Source organism: Dysgonomonas sp. 521, assembly GCF_010501055.1.
Taxonomy (GTDB): Bacteria; Bacteroidota; Bacteroidia; order Bacteroidales; family Dysgonomonadaceae; genus Dysgonomonas.
This window is the reverse complement of sequence record NZ_QVMO01000051.1, coordinates 13,159-31,290: the sequence shown is the minus strand read 5'-3', so window position 1 is coordinate 31,290 and position 18,132 is coordinate 13,159. Positions and strand designations below refer to the sequence as shown.

Annotated in this window: 16 protein-coding genes; 15 read left to right on the top strand and 1 reads right to left on the bottom strand. The window is 30.6% G+C overall.

Going from position 1 to position 18,132, the window contains the following annotated elements; all coding sequences use genetic code 11:
- From D0T84_RS14390 to D0T84_RS14320, 15 genes are all read left to right on the top strand, one after another.
- Positions 1-906, top strand: a 906-nt coding sequence (locus tag D0T84_RS14390) for a chain-length determining protein (RefSeq protein ID WP_163308559.1), incomplete at its 5' end; no start/stop codon positions are given.
- 96 nt (positions 907-1,002) lie between these two features.
- Positions 1,003-2,535 (top strand): hypothetical protein, encoded by a 1,533-nt coding sequence (locus tag D0T84_RS14385; protein WP_163308558.1) that lies wholly within the window; start codon positions 1,003-1,005, stop codon positions 2,533-2,535.
- Positions 2,536-2,555: 20 nt separating this feature from the next.
- Positions 2,556-3,527 (top strand): polysaccharide pyruvyl transferase family protein, encoded by a 972-nt coding sequence (locus tag D0T84_RS14380; protein WP_163308557.1) that lies wholly within the window; start codon positions 2,556-2,558, stop codon positions 3,525-3,527.
- A gap of 64 nt (positions 3,528-3,591) precedes the next feature.
- Complete coding sequence (locus tag D0T84_RS14375; protein WP_163308556.1) at positions 3,592-4,620, top strand: glycosyltransferase family 2 protein; 1,029 nt, start codon at positions 3,592-3,594, stop codon at positions 4,618-4,620.
- Positions 4,621-4,643: 23 nt separating this feature from the next.
- The gene (locus D0T84_RS14370; RefSeq protein WP_163308555.1) at positions 4,644-6,188 is read left to right on the top strand and encodes an aldolase catalytic domain-containing protein; all 1,545 of its coding nucleotides are present in this window, start codon (positions 4,644-4,646) and stop codon (positions 6,186-6,188) included.
- Entirely contained in the window at positions 6,188-6,880 is a 693-nt protein-coding gene (locus D0T84_RS14365) for a cytidylyltransferase domain-containing protein (protein WP_163308554.1), read from the top strand. The genes D0T84_RS14370 and D0T84_RS14365 overlap by 1 nt, the downstream gene beginning before the upstream one ends.
- Before the next feature lie 21 nt (positions 6,881-6,901).
- Entirely contained in the window at positions 6,902-8,095 is a 1,194-nt protein-coding gene (locus tag D0T84_RS14360; protein WP_163308553.1) for a sialidase family protein, read from the top strand.
- Between the two features lie 131 nt (positions 8,096-8,226).
- The gene (locus tag D0T84_RS14355) at positions 8,227-9,090 is read left to right on the top strand and encodes a hypothetical protein (RefSeq protein ID WP_163308552.1); all 864 of its coding nucleotides are present in this window, start codon (positions 8,227-8,229) and stop codon (positions 9,088-9,090) included.
- Positions 9,056-9,898, top strand: coding sequence for a glycosyltransferase family 2 protein (locus D0T84_RS14350; RefSeq protein ID WP_163308551.1), 843 nt, complete (start codon positions 9,056-9,058; stop codon positions 9,896-9,898). The genes D0T84_RS14355 and D0T84_RS14350 overlap by 35 nt, the downstream gene beginning before the upstream one ends.
- 176 nt (positions 9,899-10,074) lie before the next feature.
- The gene (locus tag D0T84_RS14345; protein WP_163308550.1) at positions 10,075-11,280 is read left to right on the top strand and encodes a glycosyltransferase family 4 protein; all 1,206 of its coding nucleotides are present in this window, start codon (positions 10,075-10,077) and stop codon (positions 11,278-11,280) included.
- A gap of 1 nt (position 11,281) precedes the next feature.
- A complete protein-coding gene (locus D0T84_RS14340; protein ID WP_163308549.1) occupies positions 11,282-12,568 on the top strand; it encodes a hypothetical protein in 1,287 nt (428 codons plus the stop codon).
- Positions 12,552-13,646 (top strand): glycosyltransferase family 1 protein, encoded by a 1,095-nt coding sequence (locus D0T84_RS14335; protein WP_163308548.1) that lies wholly within the window; start codon positions 12,552-12,554, stop codon positions 13,644-13,646. The genes D0T84_RS14340 and D0T84_RS14335 overlap by 17 nt, the downstream gene beginning before the upstream one ends.
- Before the next feature lie 18 nt (positions 13,647-13,664).
- Positions 13,665-14,243, top strand: a complete 579-nt coding sequence (locus tag D0T84_RS14330; protein WP_163308547.1) for a phosphoribosyltransferase — start codon at positions 13,665-13,667, stop codon at positions 14,241-14,243.
- Positions 14,243-14,872 (top strand): HAD family hydrolase, encoded by a 630-nt coding sequence (locus D0T84_RS14325; RefSeq protein WP_163308546.1) that lies wholly within the window; start codon positions 14,243-14,245, stop codon positions 14,870-14,872. The genes D0T84_RS14330 and D0T84_RS14325 overlap by 1 nt, the downstream gene beginning before the upstream one ends.
- Complete coding sequence (locus D0T84_RS14320; RefSeq protein ID WP_163308545.1) at positions 14,869-15,834, top strand: NAD(P)-dependent oxidoreductase; 966 nt, start codon at positions 14,869-14,871, stop codon at positions 15,832-15,834. The genes D0T84_RS14325 and D0T84_RS14320 overlap by 4 nt, the downstream gene beginning before the upstream one ends.
- Positions 15,835-16,128: 294 nt before the next feature.
- On the opposite strand, the gene D0T84_RS14315 is transcribed toward D0T84_RS14320, so the two are convergent.
- The gene (locus D0T84_RS14315) at positions 16,129-18,009 is read right to left on the bottom strand and encodes a cellulase family glycosylhydrolase (RefSeq protein WP_163308544.1); all 1,881 of its coding nucleotides are present in this window, start codon (positions 18,007-18,009) and stop codon (positions 16,129-16,131) included.
- Positions 18,010-18,132 lie beyond the last annotated feature (123 nt).

Below are 18,132 nucleotides of genomic sequence, written 5' to 3'. Positions count from 1 at the left end.
GTGGTGCTGATGCCAGAAGCACAATCTGGTTCTGGAGGAAGTATGGGTTCGTTAGCGGCATTGGCTGGGATAAATTTGGGGGGAGGAGCTGGAGGTGATGCTTTGGCTTCACCGAATTTATATCCAAGTGTCTTTGCATCTACGCCTTTTCTTAAAGGGATGTTTGACATAAGGGTAAAGGATGTAAAACAAGAAATAGATACGACTTTATACACATACTTAAAAGATCATCAAGAAATGACTTGGTGGTCATACATATTCAGTGCACCAAAAAGAATAATGAATCTATTCTCTTCTAACGAAGAGTTAGATGGAAAAAATATTCAAATAAACAATAGGATTCTTACAAAAGGAGAGTTGTCTGTTATAGGAAACTTACAAAACCGAATACTCATTTCTTCAGATAAGAAAACAGGTACCACTACTATCGAGGTCACAATGCAAAGTGCTGAAATTTCAGCATTTCTTGCCGACTCACTAACATCATATTTTCAATCATATATTATAGATTATCGAACTCAAAAAGCGCGAAATGATTTAGAGTTTACAGAGAAGTTATATGATGACTCTAAGAATAACTATTATAAAGCACAACAACAATTAGCATCCTTTATTGATGGAAACTTGAATGTTGTTTCAGCCAAATATCGTACAAATCAAGAAAGGCTGCAAAATGAGGCAAGCTTAGCTTACTCTGTGTATAACCAGACTGCTCAACAACTTCAAATGGCTAGAGTAAAAGTGCAAGATAACACACCCGTTTTTACTATTATACAACCAGCTGTGATGCCTTTACAACCATCAGCTCCACGAAAAAAACTGATTCTTATTGCATTTATATTAATATCTAGCACTTGTGCTGTAGGGTGGATAATAAGAAAAGATATATACAGTCTTATAAGCTAGCCAACATAAAAAATACATTAGAATTCGAAGAAATATACAATTTGAGTATACTTTTCACTCCTAATGATAATATTATATTAGCAAACAAGAGCATAAATGGCATCTAATTCAGAGGATAATAAACGTATAGCCAAGAATACATTATTTCTATATTTCCGGATGTTATTAACAATGTTTGTATCGTTGTTTACATCGCGGGTAATATTAAATACGTTAGGTGTAGTTGATTATGGATTAAATAATGTTATAGCTGGCGTTATTACCTTATTTACTTTTTTAAACGGAGCATTAAGCGGAGCTACTTCCCGCTTTCTGACTTTTGAACTGGGAAAAGGAAATAAAGAACAAGTAAAGAAAACATTCTGTACTGCATTTAATATCCATTTTTGTATGGCTATCATTGTTGTTTTGTTTTGCGAAACAGCTGGTTTATGGATAGTAAACAACGTACTGGAAATCCCTGCTGACAGATTGTTCGCTTGTAATGTAATATATCAATTTGTCATAATCTCAGCATTCTTGAGTATCACACAGGTCCCCCTTAATGCAATGATTATTTCACATGAGCGGATGAATATATATGCTTATTTAGGAGTTTCGGATGCCATATTTAAATTATGTGTTGCATATTTGATAACTATCTCAACTTTTGATAAACTGATTACACTTGGCTCTCTTAATATGATCATTAGTATTGGCATATACATTTTTTACCATATCTATTGTAAACGTAGTTTTTCTGAATATAACATTGGGATAAGTAGGGAGAAGAAACTTTATAAAGAAATGCTTGGTTTTTCTACTTGGAGTTTGATCGGACAATTGCAAATGATGTTGAAAAATCAGGGTATAACAATATTAATTAATGTGTTTTTTGGTCCTGCAGTAAATGCAGCAAATGCCATTGCATATCAAGTTAACAACGCTATTTATAATTTTTCAAATAATTTTACAACAGCATTAGTTCCCTCAATAATTAAATCATATGCCACCGGAGAAAGAGAGCAAATGAAAAGTTTAATATTTAGAGGAGCCAAATTTTCTTTTTTTTTACTGACAATTCTATCCATACCGGCTCTTTTGGAAACAGAACTCATCCTTCATCTTTGGTTGATAAAAGTTCCTGAATATACTGTTATATTAACTAGGTTAATTATAACTTTCACATTAATTGAAAGTTACTCATTTACAGTATGGGCACCAATAAATGCAACAGGTAAGATTAGAGACTATCAGATTTTTCTTTCCTGCATTTACCTATTAATTTTACCGTTGTCTTTTTTATCATATAAATTAGGTGCAGAGCCAAGCGCAGCTTTAATTATTTCAAATATTCTATGTATTGCCGTTATCCCTATTCGACTATTTTTTTTAAAAAAAGCAATAGGCATAGGTATAATTGAGTATATACGAAAAGTTTTTCTTATTAATATTACTGTATTTATTGCGAGTCTAGTACTTCCATTAATAATTCATTTATATCTACCTTTTGGTATCACAAGATTTTTAATTATTGGGACTACATCCGTAATAAGCTCTACTATAAGCATATATTCATTTGGATTAACAAGTATGGAAAGAAAGTTTTTTTTAACACTATTAAAAACTAAATTACATTTAAATATATAAATAAAAAGAAGATTAATAAAATGACTTATCAAGAGAAAATATCAGAATTAAAAAATATCATTCATGAGAGGCTGACTCCCTTAATAACAGAAAACTATGTTCTTTTAGGCTTACCTTATCATGCCAACATAGGGGATTCTTTAATATGGAAAGGAGTCGAGACCTTTCTGAAAACTACACCATATAAATGTTTATATACAGCTTCAGAATCTAGCTATAATCCAAATTATAAAATACCGTCAGATGCGATGATTCTAATAAATGGTGGCGGGAGTTTTGGAGATCTGTGGAGAAGGCATACTGAATTTTGGTTACGCCTCATACAGCAATATCCAGATAATAATATAATTATCTTGCCTCAAAGTATCTTTTATAAAGATGAAAACTTATTGAAAGAGGATGCTGAAATTTTCTCGAAACATAAGAAAATAACGATATGCCTTCGTGATAATAATTCATTGAAAATAGCAAACCAATATTTTACTCACTCCGACAATATACTTGTGCCTGATATGGCATTTTACATAGATATGGCAAAATGGGAAAAGTATATAACCGCCCCTGTTTCTGATAAAATATTGTTTTTAAATAGAAAAGATATCGAAAAAAAACAAAACCTAAGTTATAGTATTGTACCAGACAATGCCGAAATTCATGACTGGCCAACAATGGAAAAAAGCTTATTTTCCCTTAATGTGTTTCATAAAATAATGTATTTAAAAAAGATAGAAAGAAGAATACTATCTACCCATTTTGTGGATTATTTAACTAATATAGCATTTAAAAAAATATTCCGTAAGAAATTTATAAAAGAAGGGATTAGATTCTTATCCCCATACTCAGAAATTTATGTAACCCGCTTACACGCAGCAATATTATCTATATTACTTCAAAAGCAGTTTGTGTGGTTTGATAATTCGTATGGAAAAAGTAGCTCGTTTTATGATACTTGGCTTTCTGATACTGAAGGTATCAGATTTATTCGTGAATAAAAATATCCGAAAACATCCCAAATCTCATAAATATTGTTTAAATAATCTCAACCTATAATTAATTATGTATAAAGTAACAATTGCTATACCCGTATATAATGTGGAGAAATATATGAAAAGAGCATTACTGTCTGCTTTGAATCAAACATTTGAATCCATAGAATTTTTACTTATAGATGACAGAGGTTCAGATAATAGTATGGCTATTGCGATGGAGGTTGCAAAAAATCATCCACGAGGTAATGATGTCAGGGTTATCGACCATGGAGTAAATATAGGCTTGGGTGCGGTAAGAAATACAGCAATAGAAAATGCAAAAGGAGAATATCTGTACTTCCTGGATAGTGACGACGATATTACTCCTGATTGTATTAGTATATTATATAACCGCATGATGGAATATCCTGTAGATTTTGTAGCAGCTTCACATAATATAATAGCATCTAATGGACTATTGAAAGAGCAGAAGCTATATGAAGACAGTATAGTGAGGAAAGGCGATTTTGCTGTAGCAAATGCTTATTATAAAGGAACTATATTGTTAACCACTTATACTGTTAATAAATTGTATAATTTGAAGTTTTTGAGAAATAATAATATAAGATGTATACATCTGATGTATGAGGATATTTTCTTTACTTATAATCTTATTCTTCATGCTCAATCATGCCAGATTGTTTCTGATGCAACTTATAATTATTATGAACATGCCACTTCAATAATGGCAAAAACAAGGAAATCATTTTCTTCTGAAAGAGCCAAACAGTTTAACGATATTATTTCTTTAAAAAAGGAATACTCACATAAATATATTAACTATAATTTTTATCCAAATCTAATCAGACGCATTTATATACGTTATGCACTCCCATTCTCTATTAAAATTTATTATAGCAATTTGATCGAAGCAAAAGAAGCAAACGCAGGCATTACCAACATATTAAGATATCCTCTAAATTTTAAAAAAATGATAGCTTTAAAGAGAGGATCGCACTGGATATTTTATTTTTTGGATAAAATACCATTCTTATATGCCAAGATATTTGCATGTCGCTTATTTCTAAGATTCACACCAAATAAATTAAAACAATAATCCTCATATAAGGCTCACTAGAAATGAATAAATTAAAAATACTTGATTGTACACTTCGGGATGGAGGATATTACAATAACTGGGATTTTGAAGATACATTATATGAACAATATCTTCGATGTATGGAAAAATTACCCATTGATATTATTGAAATAGGATATAGAAGTTTTCCCCAAAAAGAGTATTTGGGTAAATTTTTTTATTGTCCGGAATTCCTGCTTAAAAAAGCACAGGAATTAGCCCCTTCGAAAAAAGTCTCAATAATGTTAAATGAGAGAGACAACTATCCGGAAAGAATTATTGATCTTTTGGGAGGAGTAAGAGATTATATAGATATCGTAAGATTAGCAGTTGATCCTAAACGTTTGCCTTCTGCCATAGCTTTATCCCAATCAATAAAGGCATTAGGGTATGAGGTTGGGTTTAACCTTATGTATATGTCTGATATTGTAAAGGACGTTAAAGTTCTGAATGACCTGAAAGCATTAAATGGTGTTGTTGATTATTTCAGTCTGGTAGATTCATTTGGAGGCGTGTATCCTGTGGATATTACAAATATTGTAGGACAGGTAAAGAATATTCTAACAATGCCAATAGGATTCCATGGACATAACAATATTGAAATGTCATTGGCAAATTCGATAGAAGCAATAGAATCAGGATGCACCATAATAGACAGTACTATAACAGGAATGGGACGTGGAGCTGGGAATTTAAAGACTGAATTATTATTAGCGGTTTTAAGTGCTAAAGAGAAATTAAACGTAGATTATAATGCTTTGAGTGAAATCGTTAGTACTTTTTCCCAGTTGCAAAAAGAATATGGATGGGGTACAAATCTACCTTATATGGTATCTGGGAGTAATTCTCTACCTCAAAAAAATGTAATGGATTGGGTTACTAAAAGATTTTATTCTTTTAATAGTATTATTCGGACCCTAAATAACCAAAAAGAGGGTAAGGCAGATAATATTAAATTATCTAAGTTTAATTCCGATAAAAAATTTAAATCAGCATTACTCATTGGGGGTGGAGCCACTCCTAAAATTCATTCTGAGGGTGTTATCAAATTCTTAGAAAAACAACCGGATATTTGTATTATTCATGCAAGTGCCAAAAATGCAAAATATTACAAAAATGTAAAACTAGACCAGTTTTTCTGTCTTGTTGGGAACGAAGGATACCGGCTTGAAAATGTATTTAACGGAGATTTAAGTGATTTTTCTGGACGATGCATCCTACCTCCTTATCCAAGGAAGATGGGAACATATATACCTTCTATTGTGGCCAAAAATTCTTATGAACTGAATGAGATAAATTTCACTGATAAATATACCGACTCACATACGGTACTAGCTATTCAGACAGCTATTGAACTGGGTGTGGATAATTTATTTATTATTGGTTATGATGGTTATGATAATATGATCATTACATCAAAAGAAAGAGATTTGATAATAGAGAATGAATATAGCTTTGCTAAAGCAACAACTAAAATAAAATCTATTCAGTCTCTATTACCTTCCCAATATTCATTAACTGTATCATCTTTATATTCTTATTTATAATGAATAACATTTCAGTATTTCTTCCATGTAGGGCTGGAAGCGAACGCATTCCCCAAAAAAACATTAAATCGTTTGCAGGTATAAAAAACGGTTTATTAGAAATTAAGTTGCAACAGCTTCTTAGAATTCCTCAAATAAACAAAATTATACTCTCGACAAATGATAATCTTATTATTGAGTATGTGAGAGGATTGAATAATAGCAAAATTGAATTAGATATCCGTCCCGAACATTTATGCACTTCTGCCACTACTACAGATGAGTTGATACAATATGTACCTTCAGTCATGAAAAATGTAGAACATGTTATGTGGACACATGTAACATCTCCGATGTGTAATGAGGATGATTATATTAAGGCTATTGATGAATATTTTGAGGTTTTAGCAAAAGGATATGATTCATTGATGAGTGTGACATTATTAAGGAAATTTCTTTTTTATAAAAATGGGAAAGCTGTAAACTATGATAGGATAATAGAGTTATGGCCGCGTACACAAACTTTGGAACCTATCTATGAAGCTAATAGTGCATTTTTCATTAATTCTATCAATAACTATATTTTATATAAAGATAGAATAGGCAAATCTCCATACTTTTATGAACTTAATGAATTAAAATCATTTGATATTGACTGGGAAGAAGATTTTAAGATAGCAGAAATTATATATAAGCAAACTATACCAAAATAATTCAACTTTAAATAAAAAACTATGAAAAAAAGCAAACTACTACTATTACTGTTTTTTTTATGTTTTACAATATTATCTTGTTCTGATGATGATGGTCCAGTAACATTCAACCCTTTAATAATCGAGAATCCGAAATTACCATATCTATTGGTTAACAAAGGATTAGCTTTTAGTGGAATGGATAAAACTCAGTTGGTACAGGGAAAACATTCAAGTTGGACACATGCTACGGTTGCTTATGATAAAGAAATAAATAAATTTGTTGTTTTTTACAATATAAAAAATGCTCATGAAGTAATTAATAATAAGACAGTTATGAGACTTAAAACTCCTAATGGAAGTTTCAGTAATTTACAGATAGTAGCTGATAGATTATCTGAAGGTATCAGCAATAAAACTCAAGCCAGTGGTATTGCTGATAATGGAGACTATATATCTTTAGTTACAAATCTTAATAATAGCTTGGCTAAAACCCAGAATACAGATGTATATAGATCAAAAGATAAGGGAATAACATGGGATGCTCAAAGCTTGATGATTAATGAAGCTGGAACCATGAAACCTTTTTTGGGTTGGGTTGAAGGTTTTTTAGTTTTAAAGTCAGGGAGAATACTGACACTCGGATTATACCAGAAGCAGACTAGGGTTCTTTACTCTGATGATAATGGATATACATGGAATTATGCTTCTATGCCAAACTGTTATCATTTTGAACCAGCATGGTGTGAACTTTCTGATGGAACTATTATATGCTATATGCGATCAACAGTCGGAGCTAACCCTAAGATAAAAGAGCCTGCATATTTTACGAAAAGTTTAGATAACGGATTGACTTGGGAGTTACCTGTTCCCTCAAAATCAATTATAAATATGACAGAGGCTAACGGTCATCTTTTCTACCATGAAGATATAGGCAAAGTCGAATTTGTATATCATAGTCGTTTTCCTGAGAGAGATGGGCATTCAAGTATCTATCAATGCGCTGCATCTGAAAATGATGCTAAAAATGACAATATGGGAGAACAGTTTAGGATTCATTATCTACCCCAGCAAGGAGGAGGAGATAGTGGTTATATAGGCGGTGCCATATCTTCAGACAGCATTATGAACATATTCTATTATGCTGGTACTAAAAAGAATGCTGATATTTACTATATGGAAGGGCAAAAAAATTCCATCTATTATAACTCAAATACTACGGAACAAGTTCCGTAGGTTGAAAGGTAAAAGGATAAATCCTTTTGCGTTAATGCCTGTTTAAAAACAGGGGCTTTCTTTTCCCACCCTTCCAGGGTTTGGGAAAATTCATCCGATGGCTTGAAAAATAAATTTCTAAAATAAAGAAAATGAAACAGTTTATAAAGAATAGCCTTAACCTTATTGTTTTTCTAATAAAATTGATATTCAGCGGCAGTTTTAGAAATCCAATAAAAAAAGAATCTTTAGATACCATTGCTGTATTAGCAAATGGACCATCATTGAAAGATGTGATACCGAATATCCTAATAAATGAAGAATTTAAAAATGTTGATTTTGTTGTTTTAAATTTTTTCGCTTTTGATGATATTTTTTTTAAAATTAAACCGAAATATTACTGTTTAGCTGATCCTATGTTTTTCCATGAAAATCATAGAATAAAAGATGTTAGAAAATTATTTTCAATATTAGAAAATAAGGTAAACTGGAATTTAAGTATTTTTATACCATCACCCTTTTACAACAAGTTTGTTTCATTTAGTCAACTGAAGAATACAAACATAAACATTATAAAAGTAAATAACTTGGTGTATAGAGGATTTCCTAGCCTAAGAAATTTCTTTTACAAAAAGGGAGCAGCTATTCCATCAATTAATACAGTATTAATTTTAGCTTTATATGTAAGTATACAGATGGGATCAAAGTCAATAAGACTCTATGGAGCCGATCATGATTTATTTAAACATGTGAGTGTTAATGACAATAACCAGCTATGTTCTATTGATTCCCATTTTTATGATGAAAAACTCACTCCGTTGAAACCATTACGAAGAAATAGAGATGATAAAATATGGAAAATTAGTGATTTCTTGGAATCTATGTATCTAATGTTTAAAAGTCATGACCAATTAGCATCTTTTGCTATTTATTCAAATATAAAAATTATAAATTGTACTAAAGGGTCGATGATAGATAGTTATGAAAGAGACTGCAATATTAGTGACTTGTTATAATCGGGTAGAAACGACATTAAAATGTCTAGATGCTCTATTCGAGATAAATATCCCGAAAGATATTACTTTTGATATTTATCTCGTGGATGACGGTTCACCTGATAATACTGGAAGAATTGTACAAAGTAAATACCCTCAAATAAATGTAATGCAAGGTACCGGATCTTTATTCTGGAATCAGGGAATGAGACTCGCTTGGGAAGAAGCTAGAAAAGAGAAAGATTATGATTTCTATATATGGTTGAATGATGATACTATTTTGGAAAAAAATGCTTTTATAACTATATTTTCAGATTATAATACTTTATTAGAAAAGAATCAAATTTCCATTATATCAGGAGTCTGCTGTTCTCCTAAAACATCAACTGTAACATATGGTGGCAGAGACTCTAATTATAATTTTATAGTACCAAAGGGCGTACCTATAAAATGTAAATACATTAATGGGAATTTTACACTAATACCAAAAAAAATATTTAATACGGTAGGAAATCTATCAAATTCATTTACACATTCCATGGGAGATGTAGATTATGGGCTAAGAGCTGCCAAAGCTTCTTTTACTTGTTTTATCTCCTCTTGTTTCATTGCAAAATGTGAAAGGAATAAAATATCAGATTGGGAAAATCCTCATGTTAGCATGCGAAGGAGGTTTAGGTCTCTCTATTCAAAAAAAGGATTCTGCTTTCCTGAATATATTATTCTTCTAATGAGGCATACCAATATATTAACGACCTTGAAATCTGTAATAATAATTCATATAAGAGTTTTATTAGGTTTTTATAAAAAGGATAATTCAGTTTCTTAGTCTATTTTAAATGAACTACCCCGTAGCAAGCTGACAGAGTATCAATAAGAAACAATTTTGCTTATTCGATGCAAGCTACTGAAAATTAAATTTATATAGATTAAAAGAAAACTATGGCTCAATTTTTCTTAATATTATTATAAATATTGATTATACAATCATAATTTCGCTCAAAAATGAAGATATTATATATTAGTTCTTTTTATACTCCAGATATAATAGGAGGAGCCGAAAAATCACTTCAGATACTGGTAGAGGCTATCCATAATCGAGGACATGAGGTCATCGTAGCAGCGACAACCCACAATGAAGGAATGTCAGAAGAAATAATAAATGGGATTAAAGTATATAGAGCAAATATTAATAATATTTATTGGCATTATGAGAAAGAAATACGCTCTGGAACAGATAAATTACAATGGCATATTAAAGATTCGTATAATAGGAAAATGGGAAAATACATAAAAAATATAATAGAAATAGAAAAACCAGATATCGTATCATGCCATAACTTATCTGGTTGGTCTATTTCTGTATGGGATGTATTGTATGAGGCAAAGATACCAATAGTACAGGTTTTACATGATTTTTATCTTTTATGCATAAACTCAAATATGTATAAGAATGATAAACAATGCAAGACCAGATGTCTTAAATGTAGCTTTATAAAAAGTTTGCATAAAGTTAAATCAAATAAAGTAGATGCGGTCGTTGGAGTTAGTCAGTATATTCTAAAAAAGGTCATTGATGCCGGTTATTTTAAGAATTCATTAACTGCAACAATATACAATGCCAGAATACTACAAGAAGAATTAGCTTTGCAAAAAGTTTTGAAAGATAAAGAAGCGAATATAACACTCGGTTTCATTGGGACGCTAGCTCCAAATAAGGGTGTTGAATGGCTTATAAAAGAATTTAAAAAAATAAAATTAGAAACATTAACGTTAAAAATAGCAGGAGAAGCGCGTAACAATGTATATCTAAATTTTTTAGAAGATTATGCTAAAGAAGATCCCAGAATTTCTTTTGTGGGATACCAGAAATCTGAAAATTTCTATAAAGAAATAGATGTCCTTGTAGTACCCTCTGTGTGGGAAGAACCCCTTGGTATGGTAGCAATAGAAGCCTGTGCAAATGGGATACCTGTAATTACATCAGGCACAGGAGGCCTGAAAGAGATAATTATAGATGGGGTAAATGGAATACTATGCAATCCCAATATTAAAGACAGTTTATCCAATGCAATTCATCAAATAAATAATGATAGAGAATTGCTTAATGATATGAAAGAAAATGCTCGTCATTCAGTACTACCTTTTCTGGATACAAATAGACTCGGAAATGAGTATGAAGATCTTTATAACAAAATAGCAAATAAATGAAATGAATGAAAAAGTAAATTATTTATTATTCAAAGTTCTGATTATCTTCATTTTCTATGATTTAATACTAGAAAACTCTATTTTTATCAAATTAATGAATGTGAAGTATCTTTGTCTGATTTTACTTCTATCCTCAGCGTTGCTAAAGAAAGTCAAATTATCGAGTTTTAAGATATTCAATATTGGTTTTATTTTATTTTATATATATCACATTATTATAGGTATATTTTCTATCTCGGGTTTTTTACAGTATGGTCTTCCTGGATTCATGGTATATAAACAATATTTTCTATTACCAGTATGTATATATTTATTTAGTAATTTCACAAAACTAACAAAGGTAAAATATGAACAATTATATCTATTCCTCATAAAGACAGCTGTTATATACGTTTTCATTAATACATTTTTATATCTGTTTGAGCTTCCTATTTGGACAGACTACAGACCATGGTGGGGACGTATGACGCAAGGATATCCTACCATAGATGTAATTTCATTAGCATATGTACTCTGCGCTTTATTTTTGTACAAGAATATAAAGATAAGCTCTACTAAACGTACCTTTTATTCTATTATCATAATATTGGGCTTATGCATTCTGGCATCTGGAACAGGATTTTTATTGATGACTTTAATCATTATGGCAACAATATATGTATCTTTGTTGGGGGGAAAAAACGTTGTTAATATAAAAAAAAACATTGGTTATACTTCTATGTTTATGCTAATAATAGCAATAGCAACCATTAGTATATTAGAATTGTCAAAAATAAATTCGATAGATCTGTTTAAAGTTGCTGAAAATAGAATTTCTATTATATTAGGGGTTGATGATAACCTAGGATATAATACATTGGATATGAGAGCTGAACAATATGATTTTGTAAAAAAAAGCTTCTTAAAGAGCCCTTTTGATCAGATCTTTGGTGTTGGCTTTGGTGCTGTTGACTATAGATCAGGATACCCTATAGGACGTATCTATGTTGAAAATCAATATGGTCTCAACACAGTTACAAGTGGTATAATTAGTAATATATTTTATATATTAGCTTTTATTTTGAGTTTCTGGCGTATATTTCGTATAATTAATCTAGATTTAGACATCAGAATATTAGGAGTATTATGTCCTGTAATTTTTTCAATAGCCTCATTTACAACAGTTCCTATAGGATCTTATTCTGCTGTAGTTTCTTTCTCAATATTGTATAGTGGTTTATTATCTATGGTAGTAGATAACCTTGAATATACCAAAATAAAATTTAAAAACGATGAAAATAGGAATTGATGCACATTTTTTATCTAAAATATCTCAAGGTACGGGAACCTATTCTTACCAATTAATAAACGGGCTTATAAAAACCGTTAATGGAGATAGTTTGTATCTTTTAAATAAAGAAGATATTGTAGCTAATCACTTTTCAAATATTCCCCATGTAAACTGGGGACACTTGTACTCTAATTTTACTCCATATAATATAATACTGGGATTTAACAAAGCTGTAAAAGACTATAGTTTAGATATCCTCCACACTAATTATCTCACATCAATTTATAAAACCAGGGCTAAAAAAATAATAACAGTACATGATATTTTATTTAAATCCCACAGTCATTTTTTTCCGCGAAAATTAAGTCTAGGTGTTAATATATTTACTACAAGAAGTTTTAAACAAGCAGACCATATAATTGCTGTATCTAATTATACAAAAGAGCAATTAATAAAATATTATCCTTTCACACAAGATAAGATTACAGTAATTTATGAAGCTGCTTCACCTGATTATTTCCAATTAGATACTAAAACAGTTAAAGAAACTTTATATGCCAATTATTATCTAGAAAAACCCTATATCTTATTTGTTGGGAGATTAGCCCCAATAAAGAATATAGAGTCTTTAATAGATTTTTACACAAAAACATCTTTAAGTAAAGATTTTGATTTAGTTATAGTTGGAAAATATGATATAAGCTTTCCGAATACAAAGCTTGAGAAAATTATAGAAAATACTAATTCTATTCATCATTTAAGTAATATAGAGAATACAACATTAAATTATCTATACAATGGAGCATCTTTATTATACTTTGTTAGTCAAGGGGAGGGATTCGGACTACCTATCCTAGAAGCTATGTCTGCAGGATGCCCAGTAATAACCTCAAACACAACAGCCTGCAATGAAATTGCAGGAGACGCAGCATTGAAGGCTGATCCAAATAATAAAGATGAAATATTTAATAGATTGGACTTCTTTTTAAGAAATGAATCGAAACGAGAAGAGTATAAAGAAAAAGGTCTAAAGCATGTAAAAGAATTTTCATGGAAAAAATGCACCTTAGAAACTCTAGAACTTTACAAATCATAATTAATAAATCGCATAGATATGAGAGTAATAGACCTAATCGGTAATAATTTTATTTTGGCTTGTGAAGAACTAGCTGAAAAGGTCACTATAGCCAATTATACTCCAGATCTAATTATCGGAGTTCTTACAGGTGGTGGAAAAGTTGGACAAATAATACATGATAAATTAGATATTTCAAAAAATATATTTTATACAGAAGTAAAAATTCAAAGAAAGAATAAAAAAAATATTCCGCTACGCAAGATATTAAAGAAAACACCTAAAATTTTAACAAATTACTTACGGATATTCGAGTCTAAATTCTTATTATTAAAATCAAAATTAAAAGAACCGTCACGCTTTGGAGTTATAGACTTCTCAGAAGAAGTCGTGATTCTATTAAAACAGGGAAATAAAAACATATTACTTGTAGATGATGCAATTGATTCTGGAGCTACATTAAAAACTATAAGCGATTATATTAATAAAAATTATCCTAATAATATTATTAAGATTGCAGTAATAACTATAACAAATAAAAAACCAATGATCGGTGCTGATTATTATTTATTTCATAATCACACACTAGTGCGTTTTCCTTGGTCCAATGATGCGTAATGAGAAGAGGTGTGGTAGTTGATCTGGATAGAACTTTTATAAAAATCAATTCTTTCGAATTTTTTTATATTTTCTTATTAAAATATAGCCTTGTATCTTTTAAAATGGGGTACTTTTTTAAATTGTTTTTCCTTATTTTAGGAAGAAAATGTAAATTATACTCTCATGAAAAATTAAAATACTATACACTTATCGAAACTTACTCAATAAAAAGTGAAACATTAGACTCATTCTCAGAGATACTTGTTTCACATATAAACTACAAAGTTATAAAGATTATTAATGAATATAAAGAAAAAGGCTATACCATTTGTTTAGCAACTGCAGCACCTATTCTGTATGTGGAAAATTTTGTAACTAGATTTAAATTATTTGACAGTGTTGTTTGTACATCAATACCTCAAAAGAAGAAACCATGGGAAGAAAATTTAGGTATTACAAAACTTAACAATGTAAAGAATCTTTTTCAAAAACAAAATTGTTCGATTAATGTTGTAATAACAGATCATGCGGATGACATACCATTACTTCTCAATTCAGAGGATACTAATTATTTAGTATCACCTTCTAAAAAAAGTATTGCACAAATAAATAAGCATTTAATAAAATATAAAATCATACAAGAATGAAGTATCTAATTTTTGGAGGATCAGGATTCATTGGCATACATTTAACACAATTAATAAAAAAAATAGATCCGGAATCTAAAATATATAATTTGGATGTTGTAGAAAATAATCATGATGGACAATCTATATATATTTATTGTGATGTCAGAGAGAAAATAAATTTAGAAATACCAATATCAGAAGAAGATATTATATTTAATTTAGCCGCAATTCATAAAACACCTGGACACCCAAATTATGCATATTTTGAAACAAATATCAATGGAGCCGAAAATATTTGTGAATTTGCGAGAAATTACAAAATAAACAAAATACTATTTACTAGCTCAATAGCCCCATACGGAGCAAGTGAGGAGTTAAAGACAGAGAATACACTGCCAATGCCAAATACCCCATATGGGATATCAAAATTAGTAGCTGAAAAGATCCATATGATATGGCAAATTGAAAACATAAACAGAACTTTGGTTATAGTTCGTCCTGGTGTAGTATTTGGGAAAGGAGAGAATGGAAATTTTACCAGATTGTATTGGAGTATAAGGAAACATAGGTTTTTCTATCCGGGTCGTAAAGACACTATAAAAGCAGCAATATATGTGAAAGATTTAGTTAATTTTATGTTATTTCAAGTTAAATCACAAACATCAGGCTACAGACTGTTTAATTGTACCTATGAACCTGCATATACTATTGAACAGATAGTAGAATGTATGGCTAAAGTTACAGGACTAAAGCCCCCCTATTTAAAAATAAATGCAAAATTAATGCTAATTGCTAGTAAAATAATAGGTTTTTTGGGTGGGAAAAAACTTGGAATTCATCCGGAACGTGTAAAGAAGCTTATGATTTCAACCAATATATGTGGATACAAAATGGTTAAAACAAATTATCAGTTCAGATATACTTTAGAAGATGCGATCAAAGACTGGCATAAAGATAATGATAACAAATATCTTTTATAGATAGAACAGTTTGGTTATCTTTTTGAAGATATGATTTTAAGTATCAAAAAAACTGTACAAAGTTGTATTGGATACCAAATATTTGAAAGATACTGTTCATAATTTTGTGTAAACATTTATTACAAGGTTGAAGCGTAAGCCTCCGGTAATCCCCGTCTTTTGGCTCTACCTTTGGCATCAAATAGTCGGAAATGAGGATGATACCCTTATTACAAGAAATTATGTCTTATAAAACCCAAATACACAATTTTAATAAATTTGCCCGACTGTCAAATCTAGTCTAAACTTTTACACTTAAAAAGTTATATTAGCTTTATTTGTTATTGGTATAAACTGTACTGTCTTATTATTATCAAGTATAACTTTACTTTTTTCTCCCTTATCCTGTATATTAATTTCTCCTCCGTTTACTATAGACCATGTTGCAAGAATAAATTCTTTCGTTTCCCTATTTTTAAAGATGAGTGCCCAAATATTCGAATCTTTACCATTAATCATTTTTATATATTGTGGATTTTCTCCTAATATGCCAATCATTTCTTTATACGCTAAAAATGCCTTTTTAGGAGACCAATCATATTTTAGTAGACCAAAGTTATGCTCTTTTTCTCCCTTTAACTGACCATCACTATGCAAATCGTACCAAAATAACTTTTCAACTCCCAATGATAAATAAATAAGGTAATTACGCTGAAGTAAATTTGCTTGTTCTTCCTCTGTATAGCCAGATGCTAGCTGAATGGTACTAATAAGTATTCCTCCTTTCCAGTCTCCATATGTGTACAATGCCATGCCTTCCCCAATCTCATCATTTCCATTATATGCTTGTATAATAGGATAATACTTATCATTTTCTTTCATATTTTTATTATCAAGAAATCTGTCGAGGTATACATTAGAAACCGACGGTAATCCCCACTCGCGAGCCACATCACTTGTCCTTACTTTAGATGTATTACCTGGTACTCCTTTTTTTGTCCAATAAGCCTCAAAATTCATCCTAAAAGATGCATATGTTCTTTTTGCCATGTCTGGTCTCTGTCTCCACAGTCCTTCTTCATCTTGGTAATGAAGAGTATAGAATGGCGCCCTATTCACAGCTATCAGCAATCCTCCTCTTTTTACATATTCTAATAGAGGAATAAGCATTGGTTCATCAATATTTAACCCTTCTGCACCGATCAAGACGGGATGCTTATTCACATCTAATGTGCTTAGCTGATTAAAGGGAATGACAGTTATCTGAGTGTTCGGAAGCCAGTTTCTAGTCGTCTCTTTTAAGGTATTTTTTGTTCTTGGAGAGGTGGCTATAGCTATTTTGAGTTCTTCGTTTTCTCTTTTATTTAGTTTATTTAAGGCTAAACATATGGCATCTAGCATGAAATCAGGCTGTTGATCCATAAGCTGGTTAGAATAAGTTGAGCCCCCGAATTCAGTTATCCACACAGGGATATCTTTTGTATCGTTTTTCTGTATTATATCCATAAACTCATTTCTCAAGTTTCTTATTCTCGGACTCATATCAGGTCCTTCATTGTAGGGATGTACTGCTACAATATCGAAATACCCCTTTGCTCCTTCGTTATACATCGCTTGTAGGTAATTGACATTCCATGAATTAAGGCCACCTACAATCACTTTGCAATCAGGATTTATCTTTTTAATTTCTTCATAAGCAATTTTCAGTAATGATACATATTGTGAAGCATTAGGAGCAGGCTTCCAGAATCCACCATCTTGTTCATTCCATATTTCCCAATACTTGAGTTTATTGTGGTATCGCTTTACTGTCTCTCTTACATATTTTCTCCATTCTTCGGGATGTTTGTATATTGGTACTAAATTCTTTTGTTTTATATATGCTATTTCATTGTCATAAGCCTCTAGTACAGGAAGTATATTTATATTATTCTTTTCAGCAATATTAACCAAAGTGTCAAAACGAGCGAAACTAAAAGGGGCATCAACTTTGTATATATAACTAAATTTAAAATCCGATCTTATCCATTTGATCCCTGCATCATTCATCCTTTTCATAGTAATATCAATTTTGGGCCATTCACGTTCTGTTTCAGGATGGGCAGAAACACCCCACGGAGAGGATTTTTGGGAATAAATATTATGTGTAATGACGCTAGAAAATAACAAGCAAAGTATTTTTATAATATTTTTCATCTGTAAATAAAGTTTAATAACCTCACAAAAGAAAGGTCTTTATTAATGATTCTATTGAGTTTAGTTGTTATAAACTCCCTATTATTGAAGCTACATGGATAATCCCTTTTGACAATATCCATT

What these genes read in the sequence shown, in the direction of transcription:
- D0T84_RS14385 (WP_163308558.1), top strand. Translation starts at nt 1,003, where the DNA reads ATGGCATCTAATTCAGAGGATAATAAACGTATAGCCAAGAATACATTA.
- D0T84_RS14380 (WP_163308557.1), top strand. Translation starts at nt 2,556, where the DNA reads ATGACTTATCAAGAGAAAATATCAGAATTAAAAAATATCATTCATGAG.
- D0T84_RS14375 (WP_163308556.1), top strand. Translation starts at nt 3,592, where the DNA reads ATGTATAAAGTAACAATTGCTATACCCGTATATAATGTGGAGAAATAT.
- D0T84_RS14370 (WP_163308555.1), top strand. Translation starts at nt 4,644, where the DNA reads ATGAATAAATTAAAAATACTTGATTGTACACTTCGGGATGGAGGATAT.
- D0T84_RS14365 (WP_163308554.1), top strand. Translation starts at nt 6,188, where the DNA reads ATGAATAACATTTCAGTATTTCTTCCATGTAGGGCTGGAAGCGAACGC.
- D0T84_RS14360 (WP_163308553.1), top strand. Translation starts at nt 6,902, where the DNA reads ATGAAAAAAAGCAAACTACTACTATTACTGTTTTTTTTATGTTTTACA.
- D0T84_RS14355 (WP_163308552.1), top strand. Translation starts at nt 8,227, where the DNA reads ATGAAACAGTTTATAAAGAATAGCCTTAACCTTATTGTTTTTCTAATA.
- D0T84_RS14350 (WP_163308551.1), top strand. Translation starts at nt 9,056, where the DNA reads ATGAAAGAGACTGCAATATTAGTGACTTGTTATAATCGGGTAGAAACG.
- D0T84_RS14345 (WP_163308550.1), top strand. Translation starts at nt 10,075, where the DNA reads ATGAAGATATTATATATTAGTTCTTTTTATACTCCAGATATAATAGGA.
- D0T84_RS14340 (WP_163308549.1), top strand. Translation starts at nt 11,282, where the DNA reads ATGAATGAAAAAGTAAATTATTTATTATTCAAAGTTCTGATTATCTTC.
- D0T84_RS14335 (WP_163308548.1), top strand. Translation starts at nt 12,552, where the DNA reads ATGAAAATAGGAATTGATGCACATTTTTTATCTAAAATATCTCAAGGT.
- D0T84_RS14330 (WP_163308547.1), top strand. Translation starts at nt 13,665, where the DNA reads ATGAGAGTAATAGACCTAATCGGTAATAATTTTATTTTGGCTTGTGAA.
- D0T84_RS14325 (WP_163308546.1), top strand. Translation starts at nt 14,243, where the DNA reads ATGAGAAGAGGTGTGGTAGTTGATCTGGATAGAACTTTTATAAAAATC.
- D0T84_RS14320 (WP_163308545.1), top strand. Translation starts at nt 14,869, where the DNA reads ATGAAGTATCTAATTTTTGGAGGATCAGGATTCATTGGCATACATTTA.
- D0T84_RS14315 (WP_163308544.1), bottom strand. Translation starts at nt 18,009, where the DNA reads ATGAAAAATATTATAAAAATACTTTGCTTGTTATTTTCTAGCGTCATT.